Below are 14,335 nucleotides of genomic sequence, written 5' to 3'. Positions count from 1 at the left end.
GCGAACCTCTGCTACTACTTATATCCGGGATTTTCCATTTTTAGTTTCATGGGAAGCTAAAAATGCATTTGATACGGTTTATTTGAGGGAGAGTTTGCATGACGTTACCGAGTGGTCACCCCCGTAGTCGCCTGCTTAAGCGCTTCACCGAATTGGGGCCGTATATTCGCGAGGGGAAATGTGAAGAGACGCGTTTCTTCTTTGATTGCCTGGCGGCCTGCGTCAACGTCAAGCCGGCACCGGAACTGCGTGAATTCTGGGGCTGGTGGATGACGCTGGAAGCCCATGAAGATCACTTTACCTATGAGTACCACTTCGGTCTGTTTGATAAAGCAGGTGATTGGGGCGCAGCAACCATCAAGGGCAAAGAGAACAATGCCAAAGTGGAAAGCACGCTGCGTAATTTCCATGAGCGCCTGAAAGCCATGCTGCATGAGCAGAAGCTGGATCTGAAACCGGCGGAAGGGTTTAAAGACGAGCCAGTAAAACTGAGCGCCTGATAAAACGTAGCGTGATTAAACAAGAAAGAGCCGGTGATGAGCCGGCTCTTTTTTTATAGACACAATTTATAGACACAACAAGGGTAATACGAAATCAGAACTGGTAAGTCAGACCAACGGCCACGATGTCATCGTTATTGAGTGACAGACGGTTGTCGTCGCTCAGCTGGTTGATTTTGTAATCAACAAAGGTCGACATGTTTTTGTTGAAGTAGTAAGTCGCGCCCACATCGATGTATTTAACCAGGTCCGCATCGCCGATACCTTCGATGTCTTTGCCTTTGGTCTGAACGTAACCGATGGAAGGACGCAGGCCGAAGTCGAACTGATACTGAGCAACCAATTCAATGTTCTGCGCTTTGTTCGCTGCACCAGATACTGATGCGCCGGTAGCGGAATCCGTACCGCTGATTGGCGTCATGTTACGGGTTTCGGTGTAGATGGCCGCCAGGTAAACGCTGTTAGCATCATATTTGATGCCCGCGCCCCATGAATCGGCTTTATCACCGGAACCGTATGCACGCGCTTGCTGCTGGTTAGTACGATCGGAAGAGGTAAGGGCAGACATCAGGCTGATGCCGGTATCACCAAGCGTGTAGCCCAGAGATGCACCGTAACCGTCGCCGTTCTGGCGTGAGGTATCGGTCGCGCTACCGCGTGCGTTGGCGCTGGTCGAATCGTTTTTGCCCTGATATTGCAGCGCGAAGCGCAGGCCATCAACCAGACCAAAGAAGTTGTTGTTACGATAGGTTGCCACGCCGGTAGCACGCGCGGTCATGAAGTTATCGGTACGCGCCGTACCGTCACCGCCAAACTCTGGGAACACGTCCGTCCAGGCCTCAACGTCGTACAGCACGCCGTAGTTACGACCGTAGTCGAATGAACCGTATTGACCAAATTTCAGGCCAGCAAAGCCCAAACGGGTTTTGTTGCCAGTGTTAGCGTCAGAACCTTCAGAGTTGTTGACGTTGTATTGATATTCCCACTGACCGTAACCGGTCATCAGGTCATTAATCTGCGTCTGGCCCTTGAAACCGATACGCACGTAAGATTTGTCGCCATCGCTTGACGCATTATCGCTGAAGTAGTGTTCAGCTTTAACACGGCCGTAGAAGTCCAGTTTATTACCGTCTTTGTTATAAACTTCTGCGGCGTTTGCGGTGGAAGCCAGTGCCAGCGCAGAAACAACCAATGCCAGTGTGCTTTTCTTCATTTTGCTATCAATCCCAATGAGTAAAATTTGTTGTACCCGTGAAAGGTTTTGTAAAACACGGGACTTTTTACCGGTTGGCGATGAAAGTTTTATGACAGTTTTTCGGTTTTCTTGTTAATCGCGAACTTTTGGTCTAGCGCATTGTCCGCGGATTTTTGTGCTTTTCCCCTTGCTGCTGTTGGCTTCCTTGCTCACTCCTGATAAAACGTCCCTTCGCAGATTTTTTTCTTACATGGCAGGAAAAACATGAGTGGCAGTCAGACCCTTGTGGTCAAGTTGGGTACTAGCGTCCTCACCGGCGGTTCGCGTCGGTTGAATCGGGCGCACATGGTGGAGCTGGTTCGTCAGTGTGCACAACTGCACGCGGCGGGCCATCGCATTGTTATTGTGACCTCTGGCGCCATCGCCGCTGGACGCGAACACCTTGGTTACCCCGAACTGCCGCCTACCATCGCCTCAAAGCAGCTGCTGGCTGCGGTGGGGCAGAGCCGTTTGATCCAGCTGTGGGAACAACTTTTTTCTATTTACGGCATTCATATTGGACAGATGCTGCTGACGCGCGCCGATATGGAAGATCGTGAACGCTTCCTCTACGCGCGTGACATGCTACGTGCGCTGCTCGACAACCACATCGTGCCGGTGATTAACGAGAACGACGCGGTGGCGACCGCGGAGATTAAAGTCGGCGACAACGACAATCTGTCGGCGCTGGCCGCGATGCTTGGCGGTGCCGATAAACTGCTGCTGCTGACCGATCAGCAAGGGTTGTTCACCGCCGATCCACGCACGAATCCTGAAGCTGAATTGATCAGCGACGTACACCAGATCGATGACGCGCTGCGTACCCTCGCCGGCGGCAGCGTTTCCGGCCTCGGCACCGGCGGCATGGCGACGAAACTGCAGGCGGCCGACGTCGCTTGCCGCGCCGGCATTGATGTGATTATCGCTGCGGGCAGCCGTCCCGACGTGATCAGTGACGTGCTGTATGGCAAACCGGTTGGCACGCGCTTCCATGCGCAGCAGTCGCCGCTGGAGAACCGCAAACGCTGGATCTTTGGCGCGCCGCCTGCCGGTGAAATCACCATTGATGATGGCGCGCTGGCCGCGATGCTCGAACGCGGCAGCTCGCTGCTGCCAAAAGGGATTCGTGAGGTGCAGGGCAATTTTTCGCGCGGTGAAGTGATCCGCATTCGCAATCTGCAAGGGCGAGATATCGCCCACGGCGTGACGCGTTACAATAGCGATGCCATGCGCATGATTGCCGGTCATCACAGCCAGGAAATTGGCGAGATCCTCGGTTACGAATATGGCCCGGTAGCGGTGCACCGCGACGACATGATCGTCAGTTAAGGAGCGGATGATGTTAGAAGAAATGGGTAAAGCGGCGCGCGCAGCGTCGTACAAGCTGGCGGAGCTCTCCACCGAACAGAAAAATCAGGTGCTGCTGACCATTGCCGATCGTCTGGAAGCGGAAAGCGCCGACATTCTGGCAGCCAACGAGCAGGATCTGGCCGATGCACGGCAAAACGGCATGAGCGCAGCGCTGCTCGATCGTTTGACGCTCAACCCGCAGCGCCTGAAAGGCATTGCCGATGATGTGCGTCAGGTGTGTCGTCTGGCCGATCCGGTTGGCCAGCTGATTGACGGCGGCGTGCTGGATAGCGGCCTGCGCATTGAGCGTCGTCGCGTGCCGCTCGGCGTTATTGGCGTGATTTATGAAGCGCGTCCCAATGTGACCGTCGATGTCGCGTCGCTGTGCCTGAAAACCGGCAATGCGGCCATCTTGCGCGGCGGCAAAGAGACCTATCGCACTAACGCGGCTACCGTGCGGGTGATCCAAAATGCCCTGATGCAGCATGGATTACCGGCGGGCGCGGTGCAGGCGATTGAAAATCCAGATCGCGAACTGGTTAATCAGCTGCTGAAGCTTGATCGCTACGTCGACATGCTGATCCCGCGCGGCGGCGCAGGTTTGCACAAGCTGTGCCGTGAGAACTCGACTATTCCGGTCATCACCGGCGGCATCGGCGTGTGTCATCTCTATCTCGATGAAACCATGGAGACCGAGGCGGCGTTAGAGGTGATCGTCAATGCCAAGAAACAGCGGCCAAGCGCCTGTAACTCATTGGAAACGCTACTGATTCATCGCGATCAGGCTGAGCGCTTTATCCCGGCATTCCTGCAGCGCATGGCACAGGAGAAGATTGCGCTGCACGGCGACGAAAACGTGCTGGCGCTGCTGCAAAACGGTCCCGCTGATGTGGTGGCGGTAAAAGCAGAAAATTATGATGACGAATGGTTGTCGAACGATCTGAACGTCAAGCTGGTGGCCGATATTGATGCCGCCATTGCGCACATTCGTCAGCACGGCACGCAGCACTCCGACGGCATCCTGACGCGCAGCATTGGCAACGCCAATCGCTTCGTCAACCAGGTTGATTCATCTGCGGTATACGTTAATGCCAGCACCCGTTTCACCGACGGCGGTCAGTTCGGCCTCGGCGCCGAAGTGGCGGTCAGCACGCAGAAGCTGCACGCGCGTGGACCGATGGGACTTGAAGCGCTAACCACCTATAAATGGATTGGTTGGGGCGACGATACGCTGCGTCGTTAATGTTCGCTCCTGCATGACAATGGGCACCGAAAACGGTGCCCATTTTTTTCGCTTTCGATCCAGTTATTCCAAGAGCTTTTTGATTTATTTCTGTCATCTATGGCGGGGGCGCTGCTTTTCACCCATTTTTTCCTTTAGATGCTGGTCTTACTGCTACAGAACAATCCTGAAAACCCCTGTCAGAACAAGCGATATGGTAATGATCACTGGTTTCGGCTTAACCGAAAGGGATAATGATTGTCCAGCTTCATTGATAAAAGCGGTTGGGTAGTAAACTGACGGTAATATAAAATGAACTGGTAGCAAAAATGAAAATAACATTCAGTCTTTTACTGAAGGCAGATTATTAACTGATGGTTAAAAAAGAAAGTACCAGACAAGCATTTACTGCCAGGCTGATTGCCGCGTGCGAGAGCGCGGGAATTGTCGGACACGGACGGAACAAACAGGTTGCGCTTGCTCTGCAAGAGAGGGGATGCAAGATCTCAACGCCGGGGGTTTGGAAATGGTTTAACGGACAATCAATTCCGGATGATAACAATTTGCTGGCGCTCAGCCAGTTATTAGACGTGCGCGTCGAGTGGCTGCAGTTTGGCATGGAAAAACCGGCTGCCTTGCTGACTCAGCGAAGCCTGGTTAACCCACAACATCTGTTTCGCGTGGAGAGTCTGGATATCGGACAACACGGCGTGCGCAGCAGCAGTACGCGTGACGAACTGGTGGAAACCATTCAAGCCATTGAATATGGGCTGGAAGAGGCGCGCGTACTGTTTAACGGCCGTCCGGCCGAAAATATTCGCCTCATCGCCCTCAACAGTGACTCAATGGCCGGCACCTTTGCGCCGCGCGATCAGCTGTTTGTCGATATCAGCGTGCATCGCTTCGATGGCGATGGCATTTATCTGTTTACGCTTGACGATCAGCTCTATCTCAAACGCCTGCAGCTGCAGCACAAGAAGGTGGCGGTGATCTCCGATAACAAGCGCTATGAGACCTGGTATTTGACGCTGGAAGAAGCGAAGACACTGCAGGTGGTAGCGCGGGTGATCATGAGCCAGGCGCGTGATTACCAAATTCTGGGCTGATCACAAAACGGCAGGTTGCGACAAAAAAATATTTTGGCTGAAATCATAAATTTAACTGATGGTAAATAAAAAATTAACCATTGGTGTTTGCCAATGCATTAGAACCTGTTAATAATTTGAGCATGGATGGACGACATACCTGCTCCCGGATGAGCCCGCTCTTAAACAATTGAGGCGCTGCACAAGCGCGATACATACCATCCAAAGTTAGTGAACTTTGGGATGGGGTGGATACGCACTTTGCAGCGTTGTCAGTTGCCCTCTGTTTTTCACTCTCCTCTACTTCACCCTGGCCGTTAACACTGCCGGGCGAGTTGACGTCGAGTATTTCCAGAGGAACAACCGACGCTTCGGTTTAAGCCGAGTCGCCGTGCCTGCCACCCCATCGCCAAAGACTCATTCACAGGAGGAGTTATGGCGATCATCCAGTACGGAAAATCAGTATTCTCAGGCAATGCACGCACGCGCCGTCATCGGCGGCGCCAGTCCCTCAGTCGCCTTAAGCGCAGCATCGACAGCGCACTCGGCATCGAATATGAAAACGTCACCTTACGCACCGCTGAGCGCATCTGCCAGCGCCAGACGCAATCACGCGTCGACAGTGCGGTGTTAGCACCCACACGCGTCCAGCAGACGCAAGCGAGTTTCGATAACTGCTGTTTACCCCACGTTTATTTGTACGCCGTGCGCTAAGTCCTTCTCTCCCTTTCCCCAGTTTTAAGCGGAACGTTTCAATGGTGCTCACTGTTTAACCATTCTTGAGCGTTTCGCTTACCAAACAATGCGCTGAGATCGATAAACGATCAGCGAGATTTATGTGTTTTTGCCATTTTACGCAGCCATTTTCAGACTATTGCGCCCGTTAAAGAGGAACCAACCACTATGAGCCAGATTATTGCCATCCTGAATTTCGAAGAGGGGTATCGCGAAGCGCCTTACCTCGACACGCTGGGCTTTCCGACGGTCGCTGGCGGTATTCGCATCGGCCCAAAAGGCGCATCGCTTAGCAATTACATTTTCCAGGTGCCACGACCGGTGGGGGATGTATGGAAGCAGTGCATCGTCGAGGGCAAAGTGCTGCAGATGCATCAGCGCGCGCTGGTGCAACAGGCGCTTGCCAAGTGCAATGAGGCGCGTAGCGATGTGCTGATCAGCATGGGGTATCAACTCGGTGTGGATGGCCTCGCGATGTTTCGCGGCATGCTCACCTCCATCACGCAAGGCGACTTTGATGCCGCCGCCAATGCCATGCTCGACAGCCTGTGGGCGCGGCAGACATCCGGCCGTGCACGGCGCCATGCCGAAGTGATGCGCAGCGGCACCTATGACATTTATCGGGGGCTGCTATGAATCTGAAACTGCTGATTTTTGTTACTGCGGTGCTGGCGGTGATTGTCGTGGTGATGGTGATGCAGCGCTTCACCACGCTGGAGTTCGTCAAGCATGCGCGGCTGTTATTCAAAACCTGGTCGGTGTGGCTGGCGTCACTCGGTTCGATGCTCAGCGCGTGGGTGCAATCTTTTCCCAGTGCTGCGCTCGATGCGTGGAACAGCATGCCGCCAGATGTGAAAGCGATTCTGCCGCACAACTATCTCGGTTTGATTGGCGCCTTCATGGTGGCGATGGGCGTGATTGCGCAATTCGTTCGCCAGAAAGGTCTCAACCAGCAGAAAACAGCGATGGAGGAAAAAGCATGACATTTCTCATGGCAATGCTCGGCGGCAGCTGGCACTGGCTCGCCGCACTGGCGGGCGTGATTGCCGCGCTGGCTGCCAGTTATTTCGGCGGTAAGAAAATCGGCAAGGTGCAGCAACAATCCCAATCCGCCGTGGAAAACGCCGACAAAGCGGCAGCCCAGGCGGTGGCAGTTAATCAGCAGCAGCAACAGCTGCGCGAGGAGGCCAAACGTGTGGAAGCCAGCAATCTTAATCTTGATGACGCTGCTGCTCGTGACAAGCTGCAGCAATCGAAATACCACCAGCCCTGAAGCCCCTGTCGTCATCGACTCTGCCTGTACCCTTTTTTCCCCGATTTACACCCACGGCAATGATGCCGAGCGCATGGACGTTCGTACCGTGCGCGCCATCAACAACCACAACGATCTTTGGGATCAGCACTGCGGCCAACCGGCCAAATAACGCTGCTCTCACGCATTTGCATTACCTACCTGAAAAGCCGAGGAGGCTATGATGATCGAAGTTAACTCTTATGCTGAACTGCGCACCACTGCACCATCCAAAAACGGCGATCTGGCATTCTTACGCCGTTATAATCCCGATTCCACCTTCCGGGGCGGCGGTGATTTTACCGGTTTTATCGGTACCACAACGGCTGTTGATGATGGCGGCACGCTGGCGGTAGGAAACGGTTTTTACTGGAAGCGCGTGATTAACAACCCTTCCGATATCAACCTCTATCACTTCGGTGCGAAGGGCGACGGTTATGCCAACGACACCGATGCGTTTAATCGGATGCTGGCATGGACGCAAAACTACTCGGGGAACATCACCGCGTTACCGGTGCGTTTCCCAGGCGGTAAATTCCTGATTAGCCCAATCGATATCAGCGGTACCGAGCGCGCCTTCTTTGGCTTGCAAGGCGATGATGTTGAGCTGGGTTCTTTGCCGCGTACCACCATCATTTCAGACAAAAGCGCCAATACGGTGTTCAAGGTGAAGGCGCGTCGTACTTCGATCAGAGGTATCGCCTGGAACGGCCAGGCGTCGGCCGATATCACCACCAACAAAAGCACGATTACGCCGGAAATGTGCAGCAACGTGCAGCCGTTCTTCGAAAACACCTGTATCGAAGGCTCCACCGTAAATATTTACTGTTTCCGCGCGCAGAATAATGGCGGCACGGTAATCAAAGTGCTGGATACTCTCGACAGTAAATTCGACCAAATCTACACCCTCTATACCTACGGACGCGTGTTTGATGTCGGCTGGTCGAACTCGCCAAAAGGCGCCTGGGATCACTCCACGGCGATTGAGATCTGCAACTGTAACTTCCAGACCGGTTACGGTGACGCCACGCTCTATATGCCGCGCGTGACGCAGGGGATTTTGCGCAACGTATGGATTGAGCATACGCGCAATCCGGGCGATCTCTCTGACGGCGGCTGGACCATCGATACGCTGAATATTGAGGATTGTGGTAACCCATTCAACCTCAACAATGCGCGCGTCACCATCCGTCAGCTGAACCTGCAATCTGGCGCCAAAGTGAGTACTGACCTCGCCTCTGGCCGCTGGTTATCCACCTTTGAATATGGCTATCGCCGTGATGAAAGCTACGGCAGCTTCCTGACTGGTTCGCTGCGTGCGGGCTATTTCAGCGGCTACAAGATCACTAACAATACCGACACCGATAACTGGTATCGCCTGGGACAGCTGTTCTTCCCGAACGCTAACCAGCAGTGGGTGATGGAGTTCATTGGTAAAGCGGATGCCACTCAGCCAACCGGCACCGCCGGTTCCCCGGTCAATGTGGCTGCCACCGGTAAAACCTGGATCAACCTGCAGCGACTGGAAACGGTATGGGCCGATGTTTATCACATGGGGCAACCCGCAGTGCTGGATATCCGCTACAGCCGTGTTGGCACCACCTATGCGGCGGTATGGGTAAAACTGCGGGCTAACAGTGGTGACACCATGATGAACCTGAAATGCACCGGTCCAACGCGTTTCGATAGCGGTTCATGCTCGCTGTTCCAGCAGGACTTCTCGGTGGTGACTGATACCACCAAACTGGGCGGCTTCAAACCCGCCGCGCGCTTCGGTCTGCATAATGGACTGGCAGGTATCGGCGCCAATGAGAAAGGAGTACTTACCGTCGCGACGGCGGCCGGTACGCCGACCAATAAAACCGCGCCTACGGGCTTTGTGCTGGTCAATATTAACGGTGTCGATCGTAAGCTTCCCTATTACGATTGAGGTCCAGCACCTTTTTGGCGAGGCCTCTGGCCTCGCCTTTTTTTGTTTATAGAGCGGAGAAGGATATTTTGTTCTGTAAGCTCTTGCTGAAATGATTTCCGTATAATTTATAAACACAATAATTGATGTACACTTTAAGGTGCATTATTATGTGCTTAATAAAATATAGTGAGAGGTGGTTTATGGAGCGAATTCTCGCGGAAAAATCTATAAATATTACTGAGTTGAGAAAGAATCCGGCAAAGTACTTCATTGATGAGCCGGTAGCTGTTCTTTCCAACAACCGACCTGCGGGTTACATGATCAGTGCTGAGGTATTTGAAGAACTGATCGATCTGTTGGAGGAGAAACAAGGAAGAGTTCATACGGCTGCGCGATTCAGACCCAATGCTAATCGTCTAAGTGACATTGCGGAGAGTGGCGAAAAACTGCTGCAAAGCGCCTCTGACAAGGATCTGACCGAGTTCACCGAATGAGCATTAGGGTTTTTAAATCAACGTTGATTAGTCAACAATTGAGCCAGACAGAGCTTGATGATTTAGTGGCGGATTTTCTGTCCTATAAAAAAGAGGGGGAGTTGCCAGATACGTTTGGTCGGGATGCGCTCTATGATGACGACCGAACCTATCCATTGGTAAAAGAAGAGCAGGTGGCTCACATTCATCTTGCCGATGCAGATGCACCTTTTCCCAAATTTTTACGTCAGTTCAAGCGGACCAGCGATCAGGCCCACTTGGTTTACTGTCAGGGTGCAATGGATCCCAATGCCTATTTACTGATTATCATCCTGAAGCCCGAAGCGCATAAAATGGCACGCAATAATAACAATATGCATAAGATCGGGATGATGGCCGAAGCATTCAGGATGAAGTATTAAGTTGATCAAAAACCCCTTTTTATAGAGGAGCGGCATAACACCGCTCCTCTATCCGTCACCCTTTCGGGAAAATCCACACATGGTTTTCCGGCAGCGCCAGATGGCAGTGCTGCGGATCGCGCACCTCGGTGCCGTAGGCGCGAATCACAAAATCATCGCCCGCGGTACGGAACAGATATTCCCAGCGGTCGCCGAGATACATGCTGGTGAGCAGCGGCAGTTCCAGCTGATTTTCACCCGGTCCGTCTACCAGTCTCACGCGCTCCACGCGGATCACTGCCGTGGCGTCCTGCCCCTGTTGCACACCTTCTCCCGCTAATCCCCACAATGCCCAGCCTTTTCCTTCGATACGCGCTTTACCGGCGCGCAGCTCGGTGATTTTGCCGTGCAGCCGGTTGTTGCTGCCCATAAACTCAGCGGTAAACAGGGTTTTCGGCGAGCCGTACATCTCCTGCGGCGTACCCTGTTGCTCGATCTTGCCGTTATTGAGCAACAAAATACGGTCGGAAATCGCCATCGCCTCATTTTGATCGTGTGTCACCATCAGCGCCGACAAGCCCAGCTTGATGATCAGTTCACGCAGGAACACCCGCGCCTCTTCACGCAGCTTGGCATCCAGATTTGATAACGGCTCATCCAACAGGATCACCGGCGGGTTATAAACCAGTGCGCGGCCAATGGCTACACGTTGCTGCTGCCCACCGGAAAGCTGATGCGGGTGGCGTTTGCCGAGATGACCTAAGCCCAACTGCACCAGCACATCCTGCACGCGCTGGGTGATTTCAGCGGAGGCCACTTTGCGCAGCTTTAACGGATAAGCCACGTTCTCAAACACGGTTTTGTGTGGCCATAACGCGTAGGACTGGAACACCAATCCAAGGTTGCGCTCTTCCGCCGGGATCTCGCTGCGCGGCGTGCCGGCGTAAACGGTGTTGTTGCCAATAACAATGGTGCCCTGCGTCGGCTTCTCCAGCCCGGCGACCGCGCGCAGCAGCGTGGTTTTACCGCTGCCGGATGGCCCCAATAGAGAAACCACTTCACCGCGCTGCAGGTTCATGGAAACGCCTTTCAGCACCGGATTGTCGCCGTAGGTTAAGTGCAGGTTCTCGACCGATAATTCAATCATGTAATTTCACTCCAAATCGCAGGGCAATACCCAAACCGACGACCACCAGCAGGATGTTAATAAAGGAGAGGGCGGCAACGATATCAATCGCGCCCGCCGCCCACAGGGAAACCAGCATTGAGCCGATGGTTTCCGTGCCGGGTGACAGCAGATACACGCCGGTGGAGTATTCGCGCTCGAAAATCAGGAACATCAGCAGCCATGAGCCAATCAAGCCGTAGCGTGACAATGGAATCGTGACGTGGCGCGTAATCTGTCCGCGCGTGGCGCCAGTGCTGCGCGCCGCTTCTTCCAGCTCCGGCCCCACCTGCAGCAGCGTTGAGGAGATCAAACGCAGACCATACGCCATCCACACCACGGTATACGCCAGCCAGACGCTGAAGATGGTGCTACGCAGCGAACGCAGCCAGACGATCAGGTTATCGCGCAACCATTGCGACCAGGCGAAATCAGAAAGCCAGCCCGCTTTGAGCGAGTTATCCAGCCACATCGGCAGGAACAGGAATACCCAGAGAAATGCCAGACCGGCCAGCAGCCCTGGCACCGCGCGCGGCACCAGCACGCTGTAGTCGAGGAAGCGCGTAGTGTTGTCCGGTTTGCGGTGCATGGCGATGCCAATAAACAGATAACATCCCACCGCCAGCGCGCCGCCAATGACGCCGATCGCCATGGAGTTGACGATAGCGCGCAGCAGGTTGGGTTGCGCCCAGATGGTCTGGAAGGTTTTGATCGACAGTTCATCCCACAGCGAGACGCCAACGCCCCAGTTGGAGATAAAGGCGCGCAGCACCACGCCGAGCAACGGTACGCCAATGGTGACGGTCAGCCAGAAAGCGACCACCGCACCGGCAACCCAGCGCCATTTGCCTAGCGGCAGGGCGCGCGCCTGCGACGCTTTCCCTTTCACAGTGACAAAGCGGTTGGCGGTGCGCATCAGGCGGCGTTGCAGCATCACCAGCGGAATGGTGATGCAAATCAGCACCACCGCCACCGCGGCCATCAGATGATAGGACGGCGTGCCGAGTTTATTGGTCAGCTGATAGAGATAGGTGGCCAGCACCATGTTGCCCTCGGGATCGCCCAGCACCAGCATCAGACCGAACACCTCCAGCCCGAGGAAAAACAGCAGTACGATGGCGTATAGGATCGAGGGACGTACCATCGGCAAACTGACCGCCGTCATCACCTGCAGCGGCGATGCACCGGCGATACGCGCCGCTTCTTCCACATCCGAACCCACGCTGCGCAGCGCCGAGGAGATATAGAGATAAGCGTGCGGCACGTGCGTCAGACCGGCGATCACCACGATGCTCGACATGTCGTAGATATTCCACGGCACAAATCCCAGCAGCGACTGCGCCCACAGCGAGAAGAATCCCACCGGGCCCGCCGCCACCACATAACCAAATCCCAATACCATCGGCGAGACAAAAATCGGCACCAGGATCAGCGGCTCAATGAGGCGTCTGCCCGGCAGATCGGTGCGCACCATTAAGAACGCCAGAATGCCGCCCAGCGGAATGGCGATGATCACCAGGCCGAATGCCAGAATGAATCCGCTTCTCAATGCCTTATAGAAGTCGGGATCGGTAAAAATAAATGCGAAGGACTCCAGGCTCCACTCTTTCGACGGTGAAAAGAACGGGGCGGAGAGGAAACTTTGAACGACGATAAACGACAGCGGAACGTAGATAACCAGCGCGGTTATCAGCACCACGACGCCGCGCGGCAGGCTTTGCCACTTTCTGCGCAATGTACTCATAGTGAGACCCTGAATGGCGAAATCAGATAAGAGAAAACCAGCGCGACGCAGCGGGTCGCGCTGGCTTAATGCCCTTATTTACCGGCGGCGGTGCGCCACTGTTTGATGTAATCGAGGCGTTTTTTCGGCTGCAAATACTCCAGCAGGCTTTCATCCACCGGGATCGGTTTCAGCGCCGTGCCTAACATTTTGGTCATGCCATCAATGTCGTTTTTGCCTTCAATATCGTTGCGCAGGGAAGGGATGTCAGCCTGATTGGCCAGAATGCTTTGTCCTTTCTCAGACAGCACGTAATCCAGCCACAGTTTGGCGGCATGGCTGTTACTCGCTTGCTGGCTGATAAAGGAGACGCGCGACAGTACCAGCGTGTAATCCTTCGGATAAGCGATCCCCAATGAAGGATCGGTTTTGGCGCGGGCTTCGGCATAAGAGCCGAGGATGTTGAAGCCGATCAGGTTTTCCCCGGATGAGACCCGCTCCATCATGGTGCCGGTTGATGACTGCACCGCTAAGCCGCCTTTTGCCACGTCGGCCAGGGTTTTGAAATAGTTGGGATCGGCTTTCGCATCCTGCACCGAGAGCATGAAGCCGAGGCCCGATTTCTCAATATCGTAGGTGGTGACTTTGCTCTTGAACTTGTCGGTCTGACTGGCGATCAGCTTGGCCAGCGCGGTGTGTGAATCAGGTACATCAGCGGCGGGAATCAGGCGTTTGTTGTAGATGAAAACCACCGGTTCGTAGGTGGTGCCGTAAGCTTTGTTATTCCACACCGCCCACTTGGGGATCTGGCTCAACTCTGGCGATTTATACTCCTGCGCATAGTCGGTAGCCAGCTTCAGGCCGGTGTCCATTGAAGAGCTCCACACCACATCGCCGCTGGTGCCGCCCGACGCCTGTTCGCTGATAAAACGGTTGTACAGCTCGGTGCTGTTCATATCGTTATATTCAACTTTGATGCCGGGATAGGTTTCTTCGAAGCCTTTGATCAGCGGACCGGCGGCTTTGGTGTCGGTGGTGGAGTAGACCACCACTTTGCCCTCTTTCGTTGCGGCATCAATAACGCTTTGATAGTCCGCCGGATAGCCCTGCGGCGGGGCGGCAAAAGCAGAGCACGACATCAGGACAGTAGCGGTAACCAGAGAGAGATGAAATGTGTTCGACATTATAATTAACCTTTTAGTTACATTTGAGGAACTAAGGGTCAACATAGCCGATCGTCTTTG

General features: G+C 54.2%; 16 protein-coding genes. 12 read left to right on the top strand and 4 right to left on the bottom strand.

The features are described 5' to 3' along the window. The first annotated feature begins 98 nt into the window (after positions 1 to 98). Complete coding sequence (gene crl / locus PMI17_RS06130; RefSeq protein WP_007887135.1) at positions 99 to 500, top strand: sigma factor-binding protein Crl; 402 nt, start codon at positions 99 to 101, stop codon at positions 498 to 500. Positions 501 to 594: 94 nt separating this feature from the next. Here the strand turns inward: crl and ompC are convergent, their stop codons facing one another. Further along, complete coding sequence (gene ompC, locus PMI17_RS06125) at positions 595 to 1,713, bottom strand: porin OmpC (RefSeq protein WP_007887134.1); 1,119 nt, start codon at positions 1,711 to 1,713, stop codon at positions 595 to 597. Positions 1,714 to 1,959: 246 nt separating this feature from the next. Between ompC and proB the strand changes: the two genes are divergently transcribed. The 11 genes from proB to PMI17_RS06075 all read left to right on the top strand — a co-directional run bounded on the left by proB (position 1,960) and on the right by PMI17_RS06075 (position 10,224). Further along, positions 1,960 to 3,063, top strand: coding sequence for a glutamate 5-kinase (proB, locus tag PMI17_RS06120; RefSeq protein WP_007887132.1), 1,104 nt, complete (start codon positions 1,960 to 1,962; stop codon positions 3,061 to 3,063). Between the two features lie 10 nt (positions 3,064 to 3,073). Continuing rightward, complete coding sequence (gene proA / locus PMI17_RS06115; protein ID WP_007887130.1) at positions 3,074 to 4,327, top strand: glutamate-5-semialdehyde dehydrogenase; 1,254 nt, start codon at positions 3,074 to 3,076, stop codon at positions 4,325 to 4,327. Between the two features lie 353 nt (positions 4,328 to 4,680). Further along, on the top strand, positions 4,681 to 5,412 hold the full coding sequence (locus PMI17_RS06110) for a S24 family peptidase (protein ID WP_007887129.1): 732 nt from the start codon (positions 4,681 to 4,683) through the stop codon (positions 5,410 to 5,412). A gap of 414 nt (positions 5,413 to 5,826) precedes the next feature. Next, positions 5,827 to 6,105: a hypothetical protein gene (locus PMI17_RS06105; protein ID WP_007887128.1), complete on the top strand. Its 279-nt coding sequence runs from the start codon at positions 5,827 to 5,829 to the stop codon at positions 6,103 to 6,105. A gap of 189 nt (positions 6,106 to 6,294) precedes the next feature. Next, a complete protein-coding gene (locus PMI17_RS06100) occupies positions 6,295 to 6,762 on the top strand; it encodes a hypothetical protein (protein ID WP_007887127.1) in 468 nt (155 codons plus the stop codon). Further along, positions 6,759 to 7,109: a hypothetical protein gene (locus tag PMI17_RS06095; protein WP_007887126.1), complete on the top strand. Its 351-nt coding sequence runs from the start codon at positions 6,759 to 6,761 to the stop codon at positions 7,107 to 7,109. The genes PMI17_RS06100 and PMI17_RS06095 overlap by 4 nt, the downstream gene beginning before the upstream one ends. Then, positions 7,106 to 7,399 carry a hypothetical protein gene (locus PMI17_RS06090; protein ID WP_007887125.1) on the top strand — a complete coding sequence of 98 codons (294 nt, stop codon included), beginning with the start codon at positions 7,106 to 7,108 and terminating at the stop codon, positions 7,397 to 7,399. Before PMI17_RS06095 ends, PMI17_RS06090 begins: the two co-directional genes overlap by 4 nt. After that, complete coding sequence (locus PMI17_RS25330; protein ID WP_157178868.1) at positions 7,362 to 7,550, top strand: hypothetical protein; 189 nt, start codon at positions 7,362 to 7,364, stop codon at positions 7,548 to 7,550. The genes PMI17_RS06090 and PMI17_RS25330 overlap by 38 nt, the downstream gene beginning before the upstream one ends. A 51-nt stretch (positions 7,551 to 7,601) precedes the next feature. Beyond that, positions 7,602 to 9,347 (top strand): hypothetical protein, encoded by a 1,746-nt coding sequence (locus PMI17_RS06085; protein ID WP_007887122.1) that lies wholly within the window; start codon positions 7,602 to 7,604, stop codon positions 9,345 to 9,347. Between the two features lie 182 nt (positions 9,348 to 9,529). Further along, entirely contained in the window at positions 9,530 to 9,823 is a 294-nt protein-coding gene (yafN, locus tag PMI17_RS06080; RefSeq protein ID WP_007887121.1) for a type I toxin-antitoxin system antitoxin YafN, read from the top strand. Beyond that, positions 9,820 to 10,224, top strand: a complete 405-nt coding sequence (locus tag PMI17_RS06075; protein WP_007887120.1) for a type II toxin-antitoxin system YafO family toxin — start codon at positions 9,820 to 9,822, stop codon at positions 10,222 to 10,224. Before yafN ends, PMI17_RS06075 begins: the two co-directional genes overlap by 4 nt. A 55-nt stretch (positions 10,225 to 10,279) precedes the next feature. On the opposite strand, the gene PMI17_RS06070 is transcribed toward PMI17_RS06075, so the two are convergent. The 3 genes from PMI17_RS06070 to PMI17_RS06060 all read right to left on the bottom strand — a co-directional run bounded on the left by PMI17_RS06070 (position 10,280) and on the right by PMI17_RS06060 (position 14,275). Next, complete coding sequence (locus PMI17_RS06070) at positions 10,280 to 11,350, bottom strand: ABC transporter ATP-binding protein (RefSeq protein ID WP_007887119.1); 1,071 nt, start codon at positions 11,348 to 11,350, stop codon at positions 10,280 to 10,282. Further along, positions 11,343 to 13,112, bottom strand: coding sequence for an iron ABC transporter permease (locus PMI17_RS06065; protein ID WP_007887117.1), 1,770 nt, complete (start codon positions 13,110 to 13,112; stop codon positions 11,343 to 11,345). The genes PMI17_RS06070 and PMI17_RS06065 overlap by 8 nt, the downstream gene beginning before the upstream one ends. 74 nt (positions 13,113 to 13,186) lie before the next feature. After that, positions 13,187 to 14,275, bottom strand: coding sequence for an ABC transporter substrate-binding protein (locus PMI17_RS06060; protein WP_007887116.1), 1,089 nt, complete (start codon positions 14,273 to 14,275; stop codon positions 13,187 to 13,189). Positions 14,276 to 14,335 lie beyond the last annotated feature (60 nt).

Source organism: Pantoea sp. GM01 (genome assembly GCF_000282675.1).
GTDB lineage: Bacteria > Pseudomonadota > Gammaproteobacteria > Enterobacterales > Enterobacteriaceae > Pantoea > Pantoea nemavictus.
Note: the sequence above shows the minus strand (reverse complement) of the source record. Positions and strands in the feature narration are given on the sequence as shown.